We start from the raw sequence: 16,742 nt of genomic DNA, 5'->3' as shown, positions 1-16,742 counted from the left end.
GCGCCCGCTCACGTGCCGTCCTGCCGGTACACCAGCACGGAGTGCCCGATGCGGATGACGTCGCCGTCGGACAGTGCCTGCCGGCTGATCCGGCGGCCGTTGACCAGCGTGCCGTTGGTCGAGCCGAGGTCCTCGGCGACGGCGGTGCCGCTCTCCAGGACGACGTCGACGTGCTTGCGGCTCACGCCCGTGTCGGGCAGCCGGATGTCGGCGTCGGTGCCGCGGCCGATCACGTTGCGGCCGGTGGTCAGCTCGTGCCGGGTGCCGGGCCCGTCGACGACGAGCACGTGCGTCACGCCGGGCCGGGAGCCGGCGCGGCCGACCACCGACGGGTGCTGCCGGCCGGTGTCGGTGGCGACCCGCCCGGGCAGCGGCGGCAGCGGCGGGACCGCGCCGGAGCCGGTCATCGGCGGGGGCGGCGGGACAACGGCGCCGTCGGCGCGGGAGCCCGGCCGCGCGGGGTCGGCGACGTGCGAGCTGACCTCGAAGACCCCGGTGGGCAGGTCGTCGTCGCGCTCGAGGCGGACCTGCACGGTGCCGAAGACCTGCCAGCCCTCGCCCTCGATGTGCTCGGAGACCATGTCGGCGAGCTGGGCGGCCAGCTGCTCGGACCACTCGGCGAGGTTCTCGTAGTCGGTGGGACCCAGCCGCACGTCGTAGACGTTGGGCGCCAGCACGCGGCCCTCGCCCATGACGGAGCGCTGCTCGTCGGCCTCCCGCTGCAGGGCCTTGGCGATCTCGGCGGGGTGGACCTTGCCCTTGAACAGGCGGGCGAAGGCGACGCCGACCATCCCCTCGAGGCGTCGCTCGAAGCGCTGCAGCACGCCCACAGTCGCTCCTCCACCTCACCCGGTACCGATGGTCCTCCCGACGATCCTAGCCGTGCCGACGGGCGGTGACCGGCCCGCGACGCGACGCGCCACGCGGGCCGCCCGCCGCGACGGGGCCCCCTCCGCCGGCTGCGGCCGGCCGGCTGCTAAGGTCGTTCCTCGCCAGGGCAAGTGGCGGAATGGCAGACGCGCACGGTTCAGGTCCGTGTGTCCGGAAGGACGTGGGGGTTCAACTCCCCCCTTGCCCACCAGCACGTCGAGACCCCGTCCGGACCACCGGGCGGGGTCTCGCGCGTCCGGCCCGGTGCCCGGTCCCGGGGATCAGAGGTCGCGGCGGCTGACCACCCGGGCAGCGGCGGCCAGCAGGACGGCGGTGTAGGCGGCCAGCACCAGGACGCCCGCGACCGGTGGGAGGTAGCCGGCCGGGTCGCCGAGCTGGAGGACCGCCTGCCCGGCCTGGCTGGGGAGCCACGGTCCGACCGCGTCCGCGATGGCGGCCGGCAGGAGCCCGACCAGCACCGGGAGCAGGAACAGCGCGCCGGTGAGCAGCACCACGGTCGCCGCGGTCGAGCGCAGCAGCGTCCCCACGGCCAGGCCGAGCAGTGCCACGAGGACCAGGTAGGCCGCTGCGCCGAGGACGGCTCGGGGGACGCCGGCGTCGGTCAGGCCCACGGTGAGGCCCTGCCCGCGGAGGATGCCCAGGCCGACGGCGGTGCCGACGGTGGTGGCCAGGACGGCGACCGGCACGGTGAGGGTCAGCAGGAGCAGCGCCTTGGCGGCCAGCAGCACCCGCCGTTGCGGTACGGCGAGGCCGGTGACGGTGATGGCGCGGGAGGAGAACTCGGCGGTGACCAGCAGCGCGCCGAGCAGGGCCAGGGCGACCTGACCCATGAACACGCCGCTGAGCGCCTCGGCCACCGGCTCGACCCGGGCCCGCTCGGCCGGTGGCAGCGACCCCAGGTCGCGGGTCAGGGGGATGAGCACCGCCAGGCCGAGCATGATGCCGAGGAAGGTCCCGAGCGCCGTCCAGGTGGACGGCAACGACCGGGCCTTGACCCACTCGGCGGAGACGGCCCGCACCAGCTGGCGGCGCCGCCCCGGTGCGGCCCGCGCCAGCCGGTCGGCGAGGACGGCGGCCCCGGCGGCCGGGCCGGCGTCGGAGGCGCTCACGCGGCGGCCCGCCCGGCGCCGGCACCCGTCGCCGCGTTGCCCGGGACGTCGGTCGCGGGTGGCCGGCCGCGGTACTGCGCCACCTCCGCGGTGAGCTGCAGGTAGGCGTCCTCGAGCGACCCCTGCCGGGCGCTGAGCTCCAGCAGGGTCACCCCGTGCTCGGCGGCGATCCGGCCGACCTCGTCGGTGCTGACGGCGCGCACCCACAGCGCACCGCGGCCGTCGTCGGCCGGCGGCCCGTCGGGAGTGACCTCCAGGCCGCGCGCCCGCAGCAGGTCGGCGAGAGCGCGCGGGTCGGGCGTGCGGACGCGCACACCCGACCCCTCCGCGCGGGCGGTGACGTCGGCGACCGTGGTCTGGGCGAGCAACCGCCCGCGCCCGATGACGACCAGGTCGTGCGCGGTCACGGCCATCTCGCTCATCAGGTGCGAGGACAGCAGCACGGTGCGGCCCTCGCCGGCCAGCTCCCGGAGCAGCTCCCGGATCCAGATGACGCCCTCGGGGTCGAGGCCGTTGACCGGCTCGTCGAGGACCAGGACGGCAGGGTCGCCGAGCAGGGCGCCGGCCAGGCCCAGGCGCTGGCTCATACCGAGGCTGAAGCCCCCGACCGGGCGGCGTGCCGCGTCCTCCAGCCCGCAGGTGGTCAGGACCTCGCCGACGCGGCCGGCGCCGATGCCGTTGCTGCGCGCGAGCGCCAGCAGGTGCGCGCGGGCGCTCAGCCGGGGTGCGACCGCCCGGGCGTCGAGCAGGCTGCCCACCAGGTGCAGCGGTGCGCGGAGGTCGGCGTAGCGCCGGCCCGCGACGGTCGCGGTGCCGGCGTCGGCCCGGTCCAGGCCGAGCAGGATCCGCAGGGAGGTGGACTTGCCGGCACCGTTCGGGCCCAGGAAACCGGTCACGGTGCCGGGACGGGCGGTGAAGGAGAGCCCGTCCAGCGCGCGCGAGGGCCCGTAGTGCTTCACCAGCCCGTCGACCTCGATCACCGAGGGGGCCCTGCCGACCCAAGTGCTTCCATGATGGAAGTAGTAGCATCCCGCGGGTGGACGCGCAACGGGCGGGGGACCTGGTGGCCCTGCTGCGCGAGTTCACCCTGGTCAGTGACCGCTTCGCCGACGTCGTCGCCCGGCGGCACGCGCTGCACCGCACCGACCTCGAGGCGCTGGGGCACCTGTGGGGGGCCCAGGCCCGCCGCGACCCGCTGACCCCGAGCCGGCTGGCCGCGGCCCTGTCGCTCAGCGCGCCCGCGACCTCGGCGCTCATCGGCCGGCTGGAGCGGGCCGGCCACGTGGTCCGCGTCCCCGCCGAGCACGACCGGCGCAGCAGCGTGCTGGTGCTCCCCGAGCGGGCGCGGGACCTGACCGCCGCTGCCTTCCGCCCCCTGGGTGGGCGGTTGCGCGGGGTGGCCGGCGACCTGCCGCCGGACGAGGCCGAGGTGGTCGAGCGGTTCCTGCGGGCCTGCGTCGACGCGGCCGAGGCGGCCACGGCCGACGCCGCGGCCACCGGAGAAGCCCCCGGAGAGACGACGGCCGGCTGAGGCGCGCGCCCCTACCGGCCGCGCCCCAGCCCCGCCTCGCGCGCCCGCACCACCGCCTCGGCGCGGTCGCGCACCGCCAGCTTGGCGAAGATCGACGTCACGTTGTTGCGGATGGTCTTCTCCGACAGGAACAGCCGGGAGGCGATCGCGGTGTTCGGCAGCCCGGCGGCGATCAGGTCCAGGACCTCCCGCTCGCGGTCGGACAGCTCCGGGAAGGGCTTCGCGACCACGCCGGACCCCGCGGTGAAGAATGCCCGCAGCCGCCGGGCGACCTCCGCGCCGTAGACCGCCTGCCCGGCGGCGACCGACTCCAGCGCCCGGCCGATCTCCGCCTGGCCGGCGCCCTTGAGCACGTAGCCGAGCGCGCCGGCCTGCACGGCCGCGAACACGGCCTCGTCGTCGGCGACCATGGTGAGCACCAGCACCCGGGCCTCCGGCCACTGCTCCACCAGCTGCCGGGTCGCCTCGATCCCCGACAGGCCGGGCATCTGCACGTCCATCAGGACGACGTCCGGGCGCTCCCGCAGCGCCGCCTCGACGGCCGCGGTCCCGTCCGGGGCCTCGGCGACGACGTCGACGCCGAGGTCCTCGAGCAGGACCCGCAGGCCCTGGCGGAACACGGGGTGGTCGTCGGCGACGACGGCGCGCACGGGGTCCTCCTCAGTCGGCTGCCGGCAGCGGCAGGACGGCGTGGACGCGGGTGCCCGACGGCTCGCCGGGACCGACGGAGCAGGACCCGCCCAGCTCGGCGGCGCGCTCGCGCATCGACAGCAGGCCGACGCCGGCGACCGGCCGCTCGGGCAGCCCGCGGCCGTCGTCGGTGACCTCGACCTCGACGGCGTCCGCGCAGGCCCGGACGTGCACGGCGACGGTGCGCGCGCCCGCGTGGCGGACGGCGTTGTGCAGCGCCTCCTGGGCGATGCGCAGCGCGGCGACCTCGAGGGCGGCGGGCAGTCCGGTCAGCTCGCCCTCGCCGGTCACCGTCACCCGCGGTCCCCCCTCGACCAGCGGCGCGGCGCCGGCGCGCAGCGCGCCGAGCAGCCCCAGGTCGTCGAGCGTCGGCGGGCGCAGGCCGTGCACCAGCCGCCGGACGTCGGCGACCGCGTCGGCGGCCTGGCTGCCGGCGGCGGCGACCAGCGTGGCGGCCCGGGCGGCGTCGTCGCGCCGCAGCGCGGACCCGGCGGTGTCCAGGGTCATCACCACCGCCGACAGCTGCGGGCCCAGGCCGTCGTGCAGGTCCCGCCGCAGCCGGCGGCGCTCCTCCTCGCGGGCGGTGACCAGCCGCTCCCGTGACTCGGCGAGGTCGCCGGTGAGCCGCACCGCGTAGGCGGCGGCCGCCAGCCGCCCGGCGAGGTCGGCGAGCACCCGGTCGTCGGCGGGGTCCAGCCCGGCCGCGGCGGCCCGCGGCGCCACGAGCAGCTCGCCCACCGGCTCGCCGTGCAGCGCCAGCGGCACCCGGCGGGCGCCGTCGGGCACCCGGCCCGACTCCTCCCGGACGACGGCGCCCCCGGGCAGCGGCACCTCGACCGCCGCTCCGCGCAGCCGCAGCCCGGTCGCCACCGCGGCGGCGCCGTCGCGCAGCGCCTGCCGCGGGGAGGCGGCGGCACCGAGGGCGGCGTCGACCCGGGTGAGCAGCGTGTAGGGGTCCCCGCGGTCGCCGTGGAGCAGCCGGTCGACCAGGCGCTGCACGTGCAGCCGGGCGGGGTGGAAGGCCAGCGCCACCGCGAAGGCGGCGAGGAAGGGGGCCCATCCGCGGCGGTCGCCCAGCAGCGCCCCGGCCCAGCCGACCACGGCCGCGTACACCAGCGCGGTCAGGCCGAGCAGCACGCCGCCGACGACGGTGCGGTTGACCAGGACGTCGATGTCGTAGAGCCGGTACCGGAACGCGGCGACGGCGAGCCCGGCCGGCACGAGCAGCACGGCCAGCGAGACGCCCCACCACGGCGCGAGGAAGGTGGCCGCGATCGCGGCGACGACGCCGTAGCCGGCCCAGGCCAGCTGTCGCCGCTGGACGCCGTCGGCACGGCGGACCCGGACCGCCAGCGAGGCGACGCCGGCCAGCACCAGCGTGCCCAGCAGGACGGGGAAGGCGGGGACGCCGAACGGGTCGCCGATGCCGAGGGGCAGCGCCAGCGCGGCGGTGGTGAGGACCGTCAGCGCCAGGGCCGCCGCGTGCGGGAGCCGCCACCAGCCGGGCAGCGGCCGGCCGGAGGGGAGCACCTGCGGCAGGACCGTCGTGACCAGCAGCAGCGCCGGCACCCACACCCAGCCGCGCACCCAGCCGGCCGGCCCGGTCTGGCCGGCCGCGGCCCACCAGGACGTCGCCAGCACGTACGCCGACGCCGAGCAGCCGACGGCCACCAGCAGCCAGCCCAGGCGCCGCGCCTGCGGAAGCCCCACGAGCAGAGCGCCGGCGACGGCGAAGCTGGGGCCGGCCACCGGCTCCGGCGTCCGGAAGAGCTGCGGCAGCCAGTCCCCGCCGCGCAGGACGGGCAGGGCCAGGGCAGCGGCGGTGGCGAGCACCGCGGCGACGGCGAGCAGCCGGGCCGCCGGGAGGGCGACCCGGCTGCCGCGCCGGTTCCGGTACACGTCGGGGGACCGTAGGGGTCGGGGTCGGTCCCGGTCAGGAGGCGAGGCCGCGCCGCTCGCCCGAGCGGGCGATGTGCACCGCCAGCCCCAGGGCACCGGCCAGCCACAGGTAGTGCGGGTCGACCGGGCCGACCGCGCCGACGGAGAAGTCGAGCACGATGAACACCAGCCAGGCCGCCGGGATCCACCGCGGGACGACGCCCGAGCGCAGCAGGCCGACGGTGAGCGTGACCATGCCCAGCGTCGTGCCCAGCAGGAAGGGCGCGAGGAACAGCGCGAGGAACACCGGGTGCGCCTCGGCGGCGTACAGGAGCTCGGCCGCGCCGTCGAGGTCGCCGGACTCCGACGCCGGCAGCTGCAGGTAGCCCATGAGGTGGATGCCCACGAAGCCCCACGTGCCGGCCAGCAGCAGGGCGCCGGCGGCGTACGCGGTCTTGCGCATGCGGGTGGCCAGCAGGCCCGCGGCGGCCAGGAAGGCGATCGCCATGAACGGGATGGCGAGCGTGCCGGTGACCAGGCGGGTGGTGAACAGGGCGGTGTGCTCCCCGACCAGGGCGAGCTGGTCGACGATCTCCTCCGGGCGTTCGGGCAGGAACTGCAGCAGCGCCGCCTCGGCGGTGTTGAGCACGGCGCCGACGACCAGGCCGGTGACGGCCAGGCGGCGGCCGACGGGGCCGAGGGTGCGCGCGGGCGCCGGCGCGGCCGGGGCGGGGGTGGGGGCGGTGGTGTGCACTTGAGGGACCTCCGGGTCCGCTGCGGCGGGACGTCCCCGCCGGTGTGCCCTCACCGTCTGCTCGGACCGGTCCCGGGCACACGGGAGCGGTGTCCCCTCCTGACCGGGACCGCGACCGGGAACCGTGACCCTTTCGTGACCTCCCGCCGTCGCGCATCGTGGCCTCCCACCGGGTCAACTGGTCAGGGACACCACGGGAGCGGGTGGACATGGGCGCCGACCGGGACGAGTTCACGGCGTTCGTCGTGGCGCACGAGGCAGCGCTGCTGCGCACCGCCTACCTGCTCACCGGCGACCGCGGCCACGCCGAGGACCTCGTGCAGACGGCGCTGGCCCGGACCTACCGGCACTGGAGCCGCGTGCAGCGGGCCGACGTCCCGATCGCCTACGTGCGGCGGCTGCTGCTCAACTGCCACCTGGACTGGCGGCGCCGGCTCTGGCACGGCGAGCAGGTGCTCGAGACGCTGCCCGACCGCACCGCCGGGGACTGGCAGGACGCGTACGCGCTGGGCGACGAGCTGCGGCGGGCCCTGGACCAGCTCTCCCCGCGGGCCCGCGCGGTGCTCGTGCTGCGCTTCTACGAGGACCTCACCGAGACCGAGACCGCCGCCCTGCTCGGCTGTTCCCCCAGCACCGTGCGCACGCACACCGCCCGCGGCCTGGCCGCCGTGCGCCGGGTGCTCGGCCCCGAGACCGCCTCCTCGACCGACAGGAACCCGTCGTGACCCACCCCGACCTCGACGTCCGCGACGCCCTGCACCGGCTGGCCGCCGAGGCCGGCCCGCCGCGCGGGGCCGACGCCGCCGACGCGGCCGTCGCGCTGGCCCGTCGGCAGCGGCGGACGCGGGCCGCCTGGGTCGCCGGGGCGCTCGCCGTCGCCCTGCTCGGGGCCGCGGCGCCGGCCCTCGTGCCCGACGCCGGCCCCGGGGCGGGGGAGGTCGCCGGCGCCGGGCAGCGCACGCCGCAGGCCGCGCCGCTCCTGTACGACCTCCCCACCCGCGGCTCGCTCGCCGTCGACGAGGACTTCGTCGCCGGGGTGGCGGCCATCGACTGGTCCGCGCCGCTCGGCCCGGGCGGGACCGAGCTCAGCCCGCCGGAGTCGGCACGGCACGTGGCCTTCGCCGGCGAGCTGCCCGACGGCCGGCGCTGGGCGCTGGTCATGGGCGAGGACGAGGGCCAGCTGCTGCACGCCTGGTTCGGCGGCCCGCCCGGCGCGGCGCCCGGCGAGCTGACCCTGCTCGCCCCGCCCGAGCGCAGCGGACGGGGTGCGACGGTGGCGCTGCTCGACACGACCGGCGTCGCGCCGGTGCTGGCCGTCGTCACCCGGCCCGGCGAGGGGGGCCGCTACTCGCCCGGCACGGTGCGCTTCGGCGACGGTGCGATCGGCCGGGAGTGGACGGAGCTGCCCGAGGACGACGGCGCGCTGGTCGCCGAGGTGCCCGCGCCGGTGTACCCCGGTTCGGAGGTGGTCGAGCTCGTCCGCGACGGGTCCACGACCGGCCTCCGCTACATCTCGCGGACGGAGGGGACCCCCGCCCCGGTGTCGTGGGCGTTCGCCTCGGCCGCCGATCCCTCGCTGTCGGCCGACCCCGCCGTGGAGGAGCGCTTCGTCGCCTGCCTGCTGCCGCACGGGTTCGTGCTGCGCTTCGCGGCCGACGGCGGCCTCACCTACACCTACCCGATGGCGGTGGGACGGCGCAGCGACGTGGAGCTGGTCCAGGCCCGGGCGGGCTGGGACGCCGTCGTCGACGACTGCGCCGCCCGGGCGCGGACGGGGGAGTGAGTACCGGTCAGGCGGTGCCGGCGCTCTCCTGCACGAACGCGGCGGAGTCGTAGTAGGTGCGGACGCCGGTGAGCGGGCCGTCGTGGGAGCCGTCGCTCTCGATCACGGTCACGCCCTTGTAGCGGAAGGGCTTCCCGCTGCGCAGCGTGCCGCGCGACTCCCACTCCAGCGCCGCGGTCCTCTCCCCCACGGTGCTGGAGGTGAACGTCGTCTCCAGGTCGCCGAAGACGTTGCGGTAGTCCTCCCAGAAGCGCTTGGCGCCCTCCGGCCCGCGGGCCTCGTGGTCCTCGTTGAGCTTCATGAGGACGGCGTCCTCGCCGGTCAGCTCGACCATCGGCTGCGCGTCGCGCTCGGCGTCGAGGTGGTGCAGGGCGGCGGTGAAGCGCTCGGTCAGGGTGTGCACGGCGTCCTCCGGGTGCGTGGCTGGGGTCGGGGGACCCCTACCCGGGCGGTCCGGACGACACCCGCCCGGATCAGGCGGGGAGGCGCTGCTGCCGGTCGCTGCGCCCCGGACGCCGCTCGCCGAGCGTGCGGGCCAGCAGCACCACGCCCCACGGACCCACCACCCACACCGGCCACGGGTACTGCAGGTCGCCGGTGGCCAGCATCGAGACCAGCCAGATGCCGACGACGACCACCGCGGTGACCGCCCACTGGCTCCAGGCCGCGCGCAGGTCGGCGCCCCACGCGCCGTGCCACGGACCGCAGGTCACCGCCCGCGCGACCGGGGCGGGGCGGCGGTCCGGCTGCCGGGCCGCGGCGGGCAGGTCCGCGGTGAGGTCGGCCAGCTCGCCATAGGTGCGGGCGGCGTGCGCGCGGGCCGAGCGGTCCTCGTAGTCGGCCAGGGTCAGCCGGCCGTCGGCCAGGCCCTGGTCCAGGCGGGTGACCACGGCGGCGCGGTCGGCGTCGGCGGCGAGCAGGTGCGGCTCGGGCATCGGGGGCTCCTCGTCAGGCGGTGTGCCCGAGTCTTCCCGCGGTCCCGGGGCGTGCCCATTGACAGACGTCATCGATCGCCCGTGCGTCCTGCACACGGTCAGCCGTTCGCCGGGGTGGCCTCCTTGGCCAGGTGCTTGCCGATGACCATGCGCTGGATCTGGTTGGTGCCCTCGAAGATCTGCATGACCTTGGCCTCGCGCATGTACCGCTCGGCGGGGTGGTCGCGGGTGTAGCCGGCGCCGCCGAGCACCTGGACAGCGTCGGTGGTCACCCGCATCGCGGCGTCGGTGGCCACGAGCTTGGCGATGCTCGCCTGCCGGGAGTAGGGCAGCCCGGCGTCCTTGCGGCGCGCGGCGACCAGGTAGGTGGCGCGGGCGGACTCGACGGCGGCGGCCATGTCGGCGAGCAGGAACGCCACGCCCTGGTGGTCGACGATGCGCCGGCCGAAGGCCTCCCGCTCCATCGCATAGGCGACGGCGACGTCGAGGGCGGACTGCGCCAGCCCGACGGCGACGGCGCTGACCCCGAGCCGCCCGGAGTCGAGCGCGCCCAGGGCGATGGACAGGCCGCGGCCGGGCTCGCCGACCATGCGGCCGGCCGGCACGGCGACGTCGTCGAGGCGCATGGCCGCCGTCGTCGAGCCAGTCAGGCCCATCTTCTGCTCGGGCGGGGCCGCGGTGAACCCGGCCAGGTCGGGGGTGAGGTGGAAGCAGGAGATGGCGCGCTCGCCGTCGTCGGGGGTGCGCAGGAAGGTGGAGTAGAAGTCGGCGTGCCCGCCGTGGGTGACCCACGCCTTCTCGCCGGAGGCGACCCAGCCCTCGCCGTCGCGGACGGCGCGGGCGCGCATGGCGGCGGGGTCGGAGCCCGCGTGCGCCTCGGACAGGCAGTAGGCGCCCAGCAGCCGGCCGCCGACCATCTCCGGCAGCCACTGCTCGCGCTGCTCGGGGGTGCCGAAGCGGTCGATCGGGCCGCAGGCGAGGGTGTGCACGCTGACCCCGAGCGCGACGGTGGCCCAGCGCATCGCCAGCTCCTCGACCACCTGCAGGTAGACGGCGTAGGGCTGGCCGCCGCCGCCGACGTCCTCGCCGAAGGGCAGCCCCAGCAGGCCGACCTCGCCCAGCTTGGCGAACACCTCCCGCGGGAAGCGCTCCTCGCGCTCGTACTCCGCGGCCCGGGGCGCCAGTTCGGCGTCGGCGAGCTCGCGGGTGAGCGCGATCAGGTCGGCGGCCTCCTGGGTGGGCAGCTCACGGTCGACGGCCACGGGGTCCCCTTCGTCGCGGACGGCAGTACTGCGAACGGTACCGCGGTACTGTTCTCCGTCCAGGCGTGAGGTAGGGAGACGTGGTGACCACGACGGAGCAGCGCGAGCGGCGGCTGACCGTGCGCCAGGCCGAGCTGCTCGACCAGCTGGAGGAGCTGTTCCTGGCCGAGGGCTTCGCCGGGTTCACCCTCGAGGACCTCGCCGTCCGGCTGCGCTGCTCGAAGACGACGCTGTACGCGCTGGCCGACAGCAAGGAGCAGCTCGCCGTCCGGGTGGTGCGGCACTTCTTCCGCCGGGCCACCGCCGAGGTCGAGGCGCGCACCGCGACCGAGGACGACCCCGCGGAGCGGGTGACGGCCTACCTGGAGGCGGTGGCGCGGGCGCTGACCCCGGCGTCGCGGGCCTTCCACCGCGACCTGGAGGCGTTCCCGCCCGGGCGCGCGGTGTACGAGCACAACACCGCCGTCGCGGCGGAGCGGGTGAGCGCGCTGATCGCCGAGGGGGTGGCCGCGGGCCGGTTCCGCGAGGTGCACCCCGCGCTGGTGGCCGACACCGTCACCACGCTCATGCTGCGGATCGGCCGGGGGGACACCGCCCGGGTCACCGGCCTGGACGACGCCGCCGCCTACCGGGAGCTGGCCGGCCTGCTGCTGCACGGGATCAGCCGGTGAGGGTCATCCCGGCGGCCTGGGACGACGCGGACGTGCAGCGGCTGACCGCCGCGCAACAGGCCGAGCTGCGCGCGCGGTACGACGGCGAGGGCGAGCCCGGGACGCCGCCGTCGGCGGCCGACGTCAGCGTGGTGCTGGCGGCACTGGAGGCCGCGGCCCGGTCGCGCGGGTGGACGACGCTGCGGCTGGAGACCGGTCCGCGCCAGCCCGAGGCCATCGCGCTGTACGAGGGCGCCGGGTACCGGGCGATCCCGGCGTTCGGTGCCTACGTCGACCATCCCGACGCCGGGTGCTCGCTGTACTACGAGCGGGTGCTCGACGGGTCGTGAACCCGATCCGCCACTCCGGACATGGAGGGGTGTGACGAGCCCACCCTGCGCTGCCAGATCATCGCCGGTCGTGACCGCCCTGTCCCGCCCGGCGGAGCAGCCGGACGCCGTGCCGCTGCGCGCGCTGCCCTCCGCCCTGCCCACCGACGCGGAGCTGGTCGCGGCGTCGCTGGCGGACCCGGAGCGCTTCGCGACGCTGTTCGACCGGCACGCGACCGCGGTGCACCGCTACCTCGGCCGCCGGGTGGGCGAGCTCGCCGACGACCTGCTCAGCGAGACGTTCCTCGTCGCCTTCCGGCGCCGGGCCGGCTACCGCCCCGAGCACCTCGACGTCCGGCCGTGGCTCATCGGGATCGCGACCAACCTCGTGCGGGGCGCCGCCCGGGCCGAGCGGCGCCGCTACCGGGCGCTGGCCCGGGCGGCCGGCGAGCGGGACGTGCGGCCCGACGACGACCCGGACGGCCGGCTGGACGCCCAGGCGCTGCGCGGACCGCTCGCCGCCGCGTTGGCCGGGCTCCAGCGGCGCGACCGCGACGTCCTGCTGCTGGTCGCCTGGGGTGACCTGTCCTACGAGGAGGTCGCGGCCGTCCTCGACGTGCCGGTGGGGACGGTCCGCTCCCGCCTGCACCGCGCGCGCCGCCAGACCCGAGCTGCTCTCGAGGAGATCCGGTGAACGAGACCACCCTGCTCCGCGCGGCGGGGCCCGAGGCGCCGGCCCTGACGCCCGCCGCCCGTGCGGCGGCCCGCGCCGCGCTGCTCGAGGAGATCGGCACCGCCCGGACCGGCCGGCGCCCCCTGCGGCCGCCGGGCCGGCGGAGGTCGCTGCGCGTCGGTGCGGGGCTGGTGGCCGTCGCGGCCGCCTGGGCGACGGCGGTGGTGGTCGCCGAGCCGACCTCCCCGGCCCCGCCGCGCCCGGCTCCGTCCGTCGCCGCGCCGGCACCGGGTGCGATCGTGCTGGTCGCCGCCGAGGCGATCACGTTCCCGGTGTCCCTGGACCCGGTGCCCGAGGGGCTGACGCCGTCCTACAGCCACCGGGGCGGGATGCCGCAGTACGGGAGCACGCCGCCGTATTCCATCGCCGACCACACGTCCCCTGGCGGGGACCGGGTGCTGCTCGGCGTCTACCCGGAGGACCCGCGCACGTCGGAGGACTACGGCTTCTGGCACGAGGGAGTTCCGGACGGCACGGCGACCGTCGACGGGGTGGAGGCGTCCGTGTGGCGGCACGACGGCGTGGTCACCCTCCTGTGGAAGCGCCGGGACGGGCAGTGGATCCAGCTCTCGGGCGAGGGCGTCCACGCCGACACCGGGGCGCTGGTCGCGGTGGGGGAGACGGTCGTCGACCGGCCGCAGCCGGTGGGCCTCCAGTTCGGGCTCGCGCCGGCGGGCTGGTCGGTCGGCGGTTACGAGGAGAGCCGCAGCCTGGACCTGGTCAGCGACACCGACCCCGGCCTGTCGCTGCGGCTCAGCGCGGTGGGCCACGAGTACCCGGGGACGATCGACGGGCTCCTCGACGGGCTCCCGCTGGCGGCGCCGGTGGAGACGGTGACGGTCCAGGGGCGGCCCGGACGGCTGGCGCTCGTCGAGGGTGACGCCGGTGCCTCTCCCTCCTGGATGCTCCTCGGCCGGCTCGCCGACGGGCGCTTCTTCCAGCTCCTCGCCCCGCAGGCGCTGACCCGGGAGCAGGTCCTCCAGATCGGCGAGCAGGTGACCGCCGCGGCCTGACCGCGGGCATGCCGGCACGGCCGTCCGCGGGGGGTGCGGGCGGCCGTGCCGGCGTGCGCGGGTCGGTCAGGCGGCGGGGGCGAGCGGTGCGGGGACGGTGATCTCGGTGCCGTCGGGGCGCCAGGTGCGCCATCCCCCGCCGGGTTGTCGTTCGACGCGGAAGCCGTGGTGGACCTGGGTGTGGTGCCGCTCGCACAACAGCGCCGAGTTGTCGAGTGAGGTCTCGCCGCCGTCGATCCAGTGCACCAGGTGGTGCACGTCGGCCCAGTGACTCGGGGCGTCACAGCCGGCGAAGACACAGCCCCCGTCGCGCAGCTCGACCGCGCGGCGCAGCTGCCGGCTGACCAGCCGCCGGCTGCGCCCGAGGTCCAGCGGCACCCCGTCGGGTCCGAACACCACCCGGGAGATCGCCCCGTCGCAGGCCAGCCACCGCGCCCGCGCCGCGGAGATCCTCGCCCCGAACCCCATGGTGGCGGCGCCGGGCCCGGTGGCGGGGTCGGCCAGGTCGTCGAGGTCGACCCGCACCGCGACGTGCGGCTTGACCGTGCGCAGCACCGGCAGCTGACCGGACGCCAGGCTGGTGTCGGCCAGTTGCACCAGCGCGTCGCCCTGCCGCTGGGCGCGGGTGCGCTCGTCGCCGGCCGGGCGGTCGCGCTGCACGAACGGCTCCAAGGCGGCCTGGAACTTCTCCCCGCCGACGGCGTCGAGGTGCCGGCGGAACGACAGACTGCCGTCGCCGTGCTTCGACAGCGTCAGCGACCGGCCCTCGGTGGGATCGGGTTCAGGTCCGTCGGGGTCGCAGGCGTGCTGGTAGTGCTGGACCACCGCGACCAGCGCGGCGTGGTCCTGCTCGACCGCCACGCCGGTGAGCACCCCGTCGACCTCGCCCAGGTCGATCCCGGCGGCGGCGAACGCCGCCCGCCGCTTCGGGGTGAGCAGCCCGGCGGCCTCGGCGACCTGCGCCGCGGTCACCCAGCCCGCGTCATGGGCCTCGGCCAGCACGGGCAGGTGCTCCAGTGCCCGACCATTCGTGACCAGCCGGGCGGCGTCTGATCCGGACAGCCGGCAGTGCCCGCGCAGCCAGGACGCCATGCTCTTCTGCCCGTCCCGCTCGGGCGCCTGGGCCAGTTCCGCGGCCCGCACCCGGCGGGCCAGCGCGGCGTCGATCCGGTTGCGCTCGGCGATGAGCGCGGCCACGTCGTCGAGGACGTCACCGGTCTCCCACCCGCTCGAACGCATGATCGAATACTAGCTCATCGAGAATCCCCCCACCACTCGAATCACCAGGTCAGTGCCCTGCTCAGAGATCAGGTGGAGGGCTTGACGACCGTCTGGAGACCGGGAGTCGGGCACGGGCGCTCCGCCGGGCCCCAACGCCCTTCCGTGACCGTCGGTGCTCGCTTGCCGAGGACGCGGCCGGCGACAGGCCCGGCGGCCGAGATCGGCGATGTCGTGGTCATGAGCTGCTGATGGCCACGAGACCGCCGATCTCGCGATCCCGAGCGGGACCACTGGGCTGACGGAGCGCCGGTGTGGTGGGCTGCCGGGCATGAGCGTCCCGCCGATGACCGCGTGGCCCGCGACCGAGCCGGCGGAGGTGGAGCTGGTCAGCGGGGACGCCCGGCTCGCCGTCGACCTGCGTGGCGGTGGGCTGCGCGCGCTGACCGTCGGCGACTGGGGCGTCCTCGACGGCTACCCCGCCGGCACGGTGCCCACCGGGCGGCGCGGGGGCGTGCTGCTGCCCTGGCCCAACCGGCTCCGCGACGGGCGGTGGACCTGGGAGGGCCAGCAGCTCCAGCTCGACACCGCCGGCCCCGGCAAGCCGGCCGCGCACGGGCTGGTCACCTGGCAGCGGTGGTCGGTCCTGGCCCGGCACTCCGACGCGGTGAGCGTCGGCACCGTCGTCGAGGCGCGGCCGGGCTACCCGTTCCGGCTCGCGGCCGCCGTCGACACGCACCTGACCGGCGACCGGCTGGCCGTCACGGTGCGGGTCCGCAACGCCGGCGAGCGTCCCACGCCGCTCGGTGCCGGCATGCACCCCTACCTGTCGGTGGGCGCCACGGCCGACGGCGGGATCGGCGACGCCGAGCTCACCGTCCCGGCGCGCACCACCCTCGACCTCGACGGCGGCCTGCCCACCGGCACCCGGCGGCCCTTCGACGGCGACGTCGGCCGGATCGGCGACCGGCCCCTCGACGACGCCCTCACCGACCTGGTCCGCGACGACGACGGCCGGGCCCGCGTCCGGCTGCGCGGCCGCGCCGGCACCCTCGAGCTCGCCGTCGACGAGGCGTGGCCGTGGCTGCAGGTCTACAGCGGCGACACGCTGCCCGAGGGTCAGCGGCGCCGCAGCCTCGCCGTCGAGCCGATGACCTGCCCGCCCAACGCGCTGGCCGACGGCGTCGACCTCGTCGTCCTCGGCCCGGGGGAGACCTGGTCGGGCACGTGGACCCTCGCCTGGACGGCGGCCTGACGTGCGCGTGCTCGAGCTGTGGCGCTACCCGGTCAAGTCGCTGCAGGGGCAGCGGCTCGACGCCGTCGACGTCGGCCCGCAGGGGCTGGCCGGCGACCGGCAGTGGGCGCTGTTCGACCGCTCGACCGGCTTCGGGCTGACCGCCCGCCGGGTGCCCGACCTGCTCTTCGCCGCCGGCCGGCTCCGCGACGACGGCGGCGTCGAGGTGGTGCTGCCCGACGGCACCGTCACCACCGACGACGGCGTCCTCTCCGACTGGCTGGGCCGGCCGGTGACGCTGCGCGCCGCCGAGGCCGAACGCGGCCCGCGGCACTACGAGAGCCCCGACGACGACGAGGACGTCTGGGACGCCTTCGAGGGCGCGACCGGCGCGTTCCACGACAGCTCGCGCATCCGGGTCTCACTGGTCTCCACCGGCACGCTGGGCACCTGGGACCGCCGCAGGTTCCGTGCCAACGTCCTGCTCGACGGCGCCGGCGAGGACGCCCTGGTGGGCAGCACCGTGCGCCTGGGCACCGCCGTGCTCGACGTGCTCAAGCCGGTGAGCCGCTGCGTCATGGTCACCCGGCCCCAGCCCGGCGGGATCGGCCGCGACACCACCGTGCTCAAGACCATCCACCGCGAGCGCGGCAGCATGCTGGCCGTCGGGGCGCTGGTCCCGGTGCCCGGCCGGGTGGCGGTGGGCGACGAGCTCGTCCTCGCCTGATCATG

General features: G+C 76.8%; 19 protein-coding genes and 1 tRNA gene. 10 read left to right on the top strand and 10 right to left on the bottom strand.

The features are described from left to right. Positions 1-8 precede the first annotated feature (8 nt). Positions 9-830, bottom strand: a complete 822-nt coding sequence (locus ACI79V_RS02435) for an FhaA domain-containing protein (RefSeq protein WP_456886521.1) — start codon at positions 828-830, stop codon at positions 9-11. A gap of 165 nt (positions 831-995) precedes the next feature. Between ACI79V_RS02435 and ACI79V_RS02430 the strand changes: the two genes are divergently transcribed. Next, positions 996-1,081 (top strand) — tRNA-Leu (locus ACI79V_RS02430). Between the two features lie 70 nt (positions 1,082-1,151). Here the strand turns inward: ACI79V_RS02430 and ACI79V_RS02425 are convergent. Then, complete coding sequence (locus tag ACI79V_RS02425) at positions 1,152-2,000, bottom strand: hypothetical protein (protein WP_456886519.1); 849 nt, start codon at positions 1,998-2,000, stop codon at positions 1,152-1,154. Then, positions 1,997-2,980, bottom strand: coding sequence for an ATP-binding cassette domain-containing protein (locus ACI79V_RS02420; protein WP_456886517.1), 984 nt, complete (start codon positions 2,978-2,980; stop codon positions 1,997-1,999). The genes ACI79V_RS02425 and ACI79V_RS02420 overlap by 4 nt, the downstream gene beginning before the upstream one ends. Before the next feature lie 56 nt (positions 2,981-3,036). Between ACI79V_RS02420 and ACI79V_RS02415 the strand changes: the two genes are divergently transcribed. Continuing rightward, positions 3,037-3,531: a MarR family winged helix-turn-helix transcriptional regulator gene (locus ACI79V_RS02415; RefSeq protein ID WP_456886515.1), complete on the top strand. Its 495-nt coding sequence runs from the start codon at positions 3,037-3,039 to the stop codon at positions 3,529-3,531. Positions 3,532-3,542: 11 nt separating this feature from the next. Here the strand turns inward: ACI79V_RS02415 and ACI79V_RS02410 are convergent, their stop codons facing one another. Genes ACI79V_RS02410 through ACI79V_RS02400 form a run of 3 tightly spaced genes read right to left on the bottom strand, consistent with a single transcriptional unit; the run spans position 3,543 to position 6,853 of the window. Beyond that, positions 3,543-4,181 carry a response regulator gene (locus ACI79V_RS02410; RefSeq protein ID WP_456875795.1) on the bottom strand — a complete coding sequence of 213 codons (639 nt, stop codon included), beginning with the start codon at positions 4,179-4,181 and terminating at the stop codon, positions 3,543-3,545. 10 nt (positions 4,182-4,191) lie between these two features. Continuing rightward, complete coding sequence (locus ACI79V_RS02405) at positions 4,192-6,120, bottom strand: histidine kinase (protein WP_456886514.1); 1,929 nt, start codon at positions 6,118-6,120, stop codon at positions 4,192-4,194. 34 nt (positions 6,121-6,154) lie between these two features. Further along, the gene (locus tag ACI79V_RS02400; RefSeq protein WP_456886512.1) at positions 6,155-6,853 is read right to left on the bottom strand and encodes a hypothetical protein; all 699 of its coding nucleotides are present in this window, start codon (positions 6,851-6,853) and stop codon (positions 6,155-6,157) included. Positions 6,854-7,062: 209 nt separating this feature from the next. Here ACI79V_RS02400 and ACI79V_RS02395 point away from each other — a divergent pair, with 209 nt between their 5' ends. Further along, complete coding sequence (locus ACI79V_RS02395) at positions 7,063-7,578, top strand: SigE family RNA polymerase sigma factor (protein ID WP_456886510.1); 516 nt, start codon at positions 7,063-7,065, stop codon at positions 7,576-7,578. Continuing rightward, positions 7,575-8,636, top strand: a complete 1,062-nt coding sequence (locus ACI79V_RS02390) for a hypothetical protein (RefSeq protein WP_456886508.1) — start codon at positions 7,575-7,577, stop codon at positions 8,634-8,636. Before ACI79V_RS02395 ends, ACI79V_RS02390 begins: the two co-directional genes overlap by 4 nt. A gap of 7 nt (positions 8,637-8,643) precedes the next feature. Here the strand turns inward: ACI79V_RS02390 and ACI79V_RS02385 are convergent, their stop codons facing one another. The 3 genes from ACI79V_RS02385 to ACI79V_RS02375 all read right to left on the bottom strand — a co-directional run bounded on the left by ACI79V_RS02385 (position 8,644) and on the right by ACI79V_RS02375 (position 10,833). Further along, positions 8,644-9,039 (bottom strand): nuclear transport factor 2 family protein, encoded by a 396-nt coding sequence (locus ACI79V_RS02385; RefSeq protein ID WP_456886506.1) that lies wholly within the window; start codon positions 9,037-9,039, stop codon positions 8,644-8,646. Between the two features lie 70 nt (positions 9,040-9,109). Beyond that, complete coding sequence (locus ACI79V_RS02380) at positions 9,110-9,571, bottom strand: DUF1707 SHOCT-like domain-containing protein (protein ID WP_456886504.1); 462 nt, start codon at positions 9,569-9,571, stop codon at positions 9,110-9,112. Positions 9,572-9,669: 98 nt separating this feature from the next. After that, positions 9,670-10,833, bottom strand: coding sequence for an acyl-CoA dehydrogenase family protein (locus tag ACI79V_RS02375; protein WP_456886502.1), 1,164 nt, complete (start codon positions 10,831-10,833; stop codon positions 9,670-9,672). An 83-nt stretch (positions 10,834-10,916) separates the two neighbouring features. Between ACI79V_RS02375 and ACI79V_RS02370 the strand changes: the two genes are divergently transcribed. The 4 genes from ACI79V_RS02370 (at position 10,917) to ACI79V_RS02355 (ending at position 13,558) form a co-directional block, all read left to right on the top strand. After that, positions 10,917-11,504: a TetR/AcrR family transcriptional regulator gene (locus tag ACI79V_RS02370; protein ID WP_456886500.1), complete on the top strand. Its 588-nt coding sequence runs from the start codon at positions 10,917-10,919 to the stop codon at positions 11,502-11,504. Next, the gene (locus ACI79V_RS02365) at positions 11,501-11,833 is read left to right on the top strand and encodes a GNAT family N-acetyltransferase (protein ID WP_456886498.1); all 333 of its coding nucleotides are present in this window, start codon (positions 11,501-11,503) and stop codon (positions 11,831-11,833) included. Before ACI79V_RS02370 ends, ACI79V_RS02365 begins: the two co-directional genes overlap by 4 nt. 70 nt (positions 11,834-11,903) lie before the next feature. Next, complete coding sequence (locus ACI79V_RS02360; protein WP_456886496.1) at positions 11,904-12,506, top strand: RNA polymerase sigma factor; 603 nt, start codon at positions 11,904-11,906, stop codon at positions 12,504-12,506. After that, positions 12,503-13,558 carry a hypothetical protein gene (locus tag ACI79V_RS02355; protein WP_456886494.1) on the top strand — a complete coding sequence of 352 codons (1,056 nt, stop codon included), beginning with the start codon at positions 12,503-12,505 and terminating at the stop codon, positions 13,556-13,558. The genes ACI79V_RS02360 and ACI79V_RS02355 overlap by 4 nt, the downstream gene beginning before the upstream one ends. 66 nt (positions 13,559-13,624) lie before the next feature. Here ACI79V_RS02355 and ACI79V_RS02350 read toward each other — a convergent pair whose 3' ends face one another. Further along, positions 13,625-14,797: a DUF222 domain-containing protein gene (locus ACI79V_RS02350; protein ID WP_456886492.1), complete on the bottom strand. Its 1,173-nt coding sequence runs from the start codon at positions 14,795-14,797 to the stop codon at positions 13,625-13,627. 310 nt (positions 14,798-15,107) lie between these two features. Between ACI79V_RS02350 and ACI79V_RS02345 the strand changes: the two genes are divergently transcribed. Then, complete coding sequence (locus ACI79V_RS02345) at positions 15,108-16,031, top strand: aldose epimerase family protein (protein ID WP_456886490.1); 924 nt, start codon at positions 15,108-15,110, stop codon at positions 16,029-16,031. 1 nt (position 16,032) lies between these two features. Continuing rightward, positions 16,033-16,737: an MOSC domain-containing protein gene (locus ACI79V_RS02340; RefSeq protein ID WP_456886488.1), complete on the top strand. Its 705-nt coding sequence runs from the start codon at positions 16,033-16,035 to the stop codon at positions 16,735-16,737. Positions 16,738-16,742: the final 5 nt, after the last annotated feature.

Source organism: Geodermatophilus sp. SYSU D00700 (genome assembly GCF_054050255.1).
This window is presented reverse-complemented; position numbering and strand designations above follow the sequence as displayed.

Bases quoted from the DNA above. Each gene is read 5' to 3' on its own strand.
- ACI79V_RS02395 (WP_456886510.1), top strand. From the start codon at position 7,063: ATGGGCGCCGACCGGGACGAGTTCACGGCGTTCGTCGTGGCGCACGAG.
- ACI79V_RS02380 (WP_456886504.1), bottom strand. From the start codon at position 9,571: ATGCCCGAGCCGCACCTGCTCGCCGCCGACGCCGACCGCGCCGCCGTG.
- ACI79V_RS02350 (WP_456886492.1), bottom strand. From the start codon at position 14,797: ATGCGTTCGAGCGGGTGGGAGACCGGTGACGTCCTCGACGACGTGGCC.
- ACI79V_RS02345 (WP_456886490.1), top strand. From the start codon at position 15,108: ATGAGCGTCCCGCCGATGACCGCGTGGCCCGCGACCGAGCCGGCGGAG.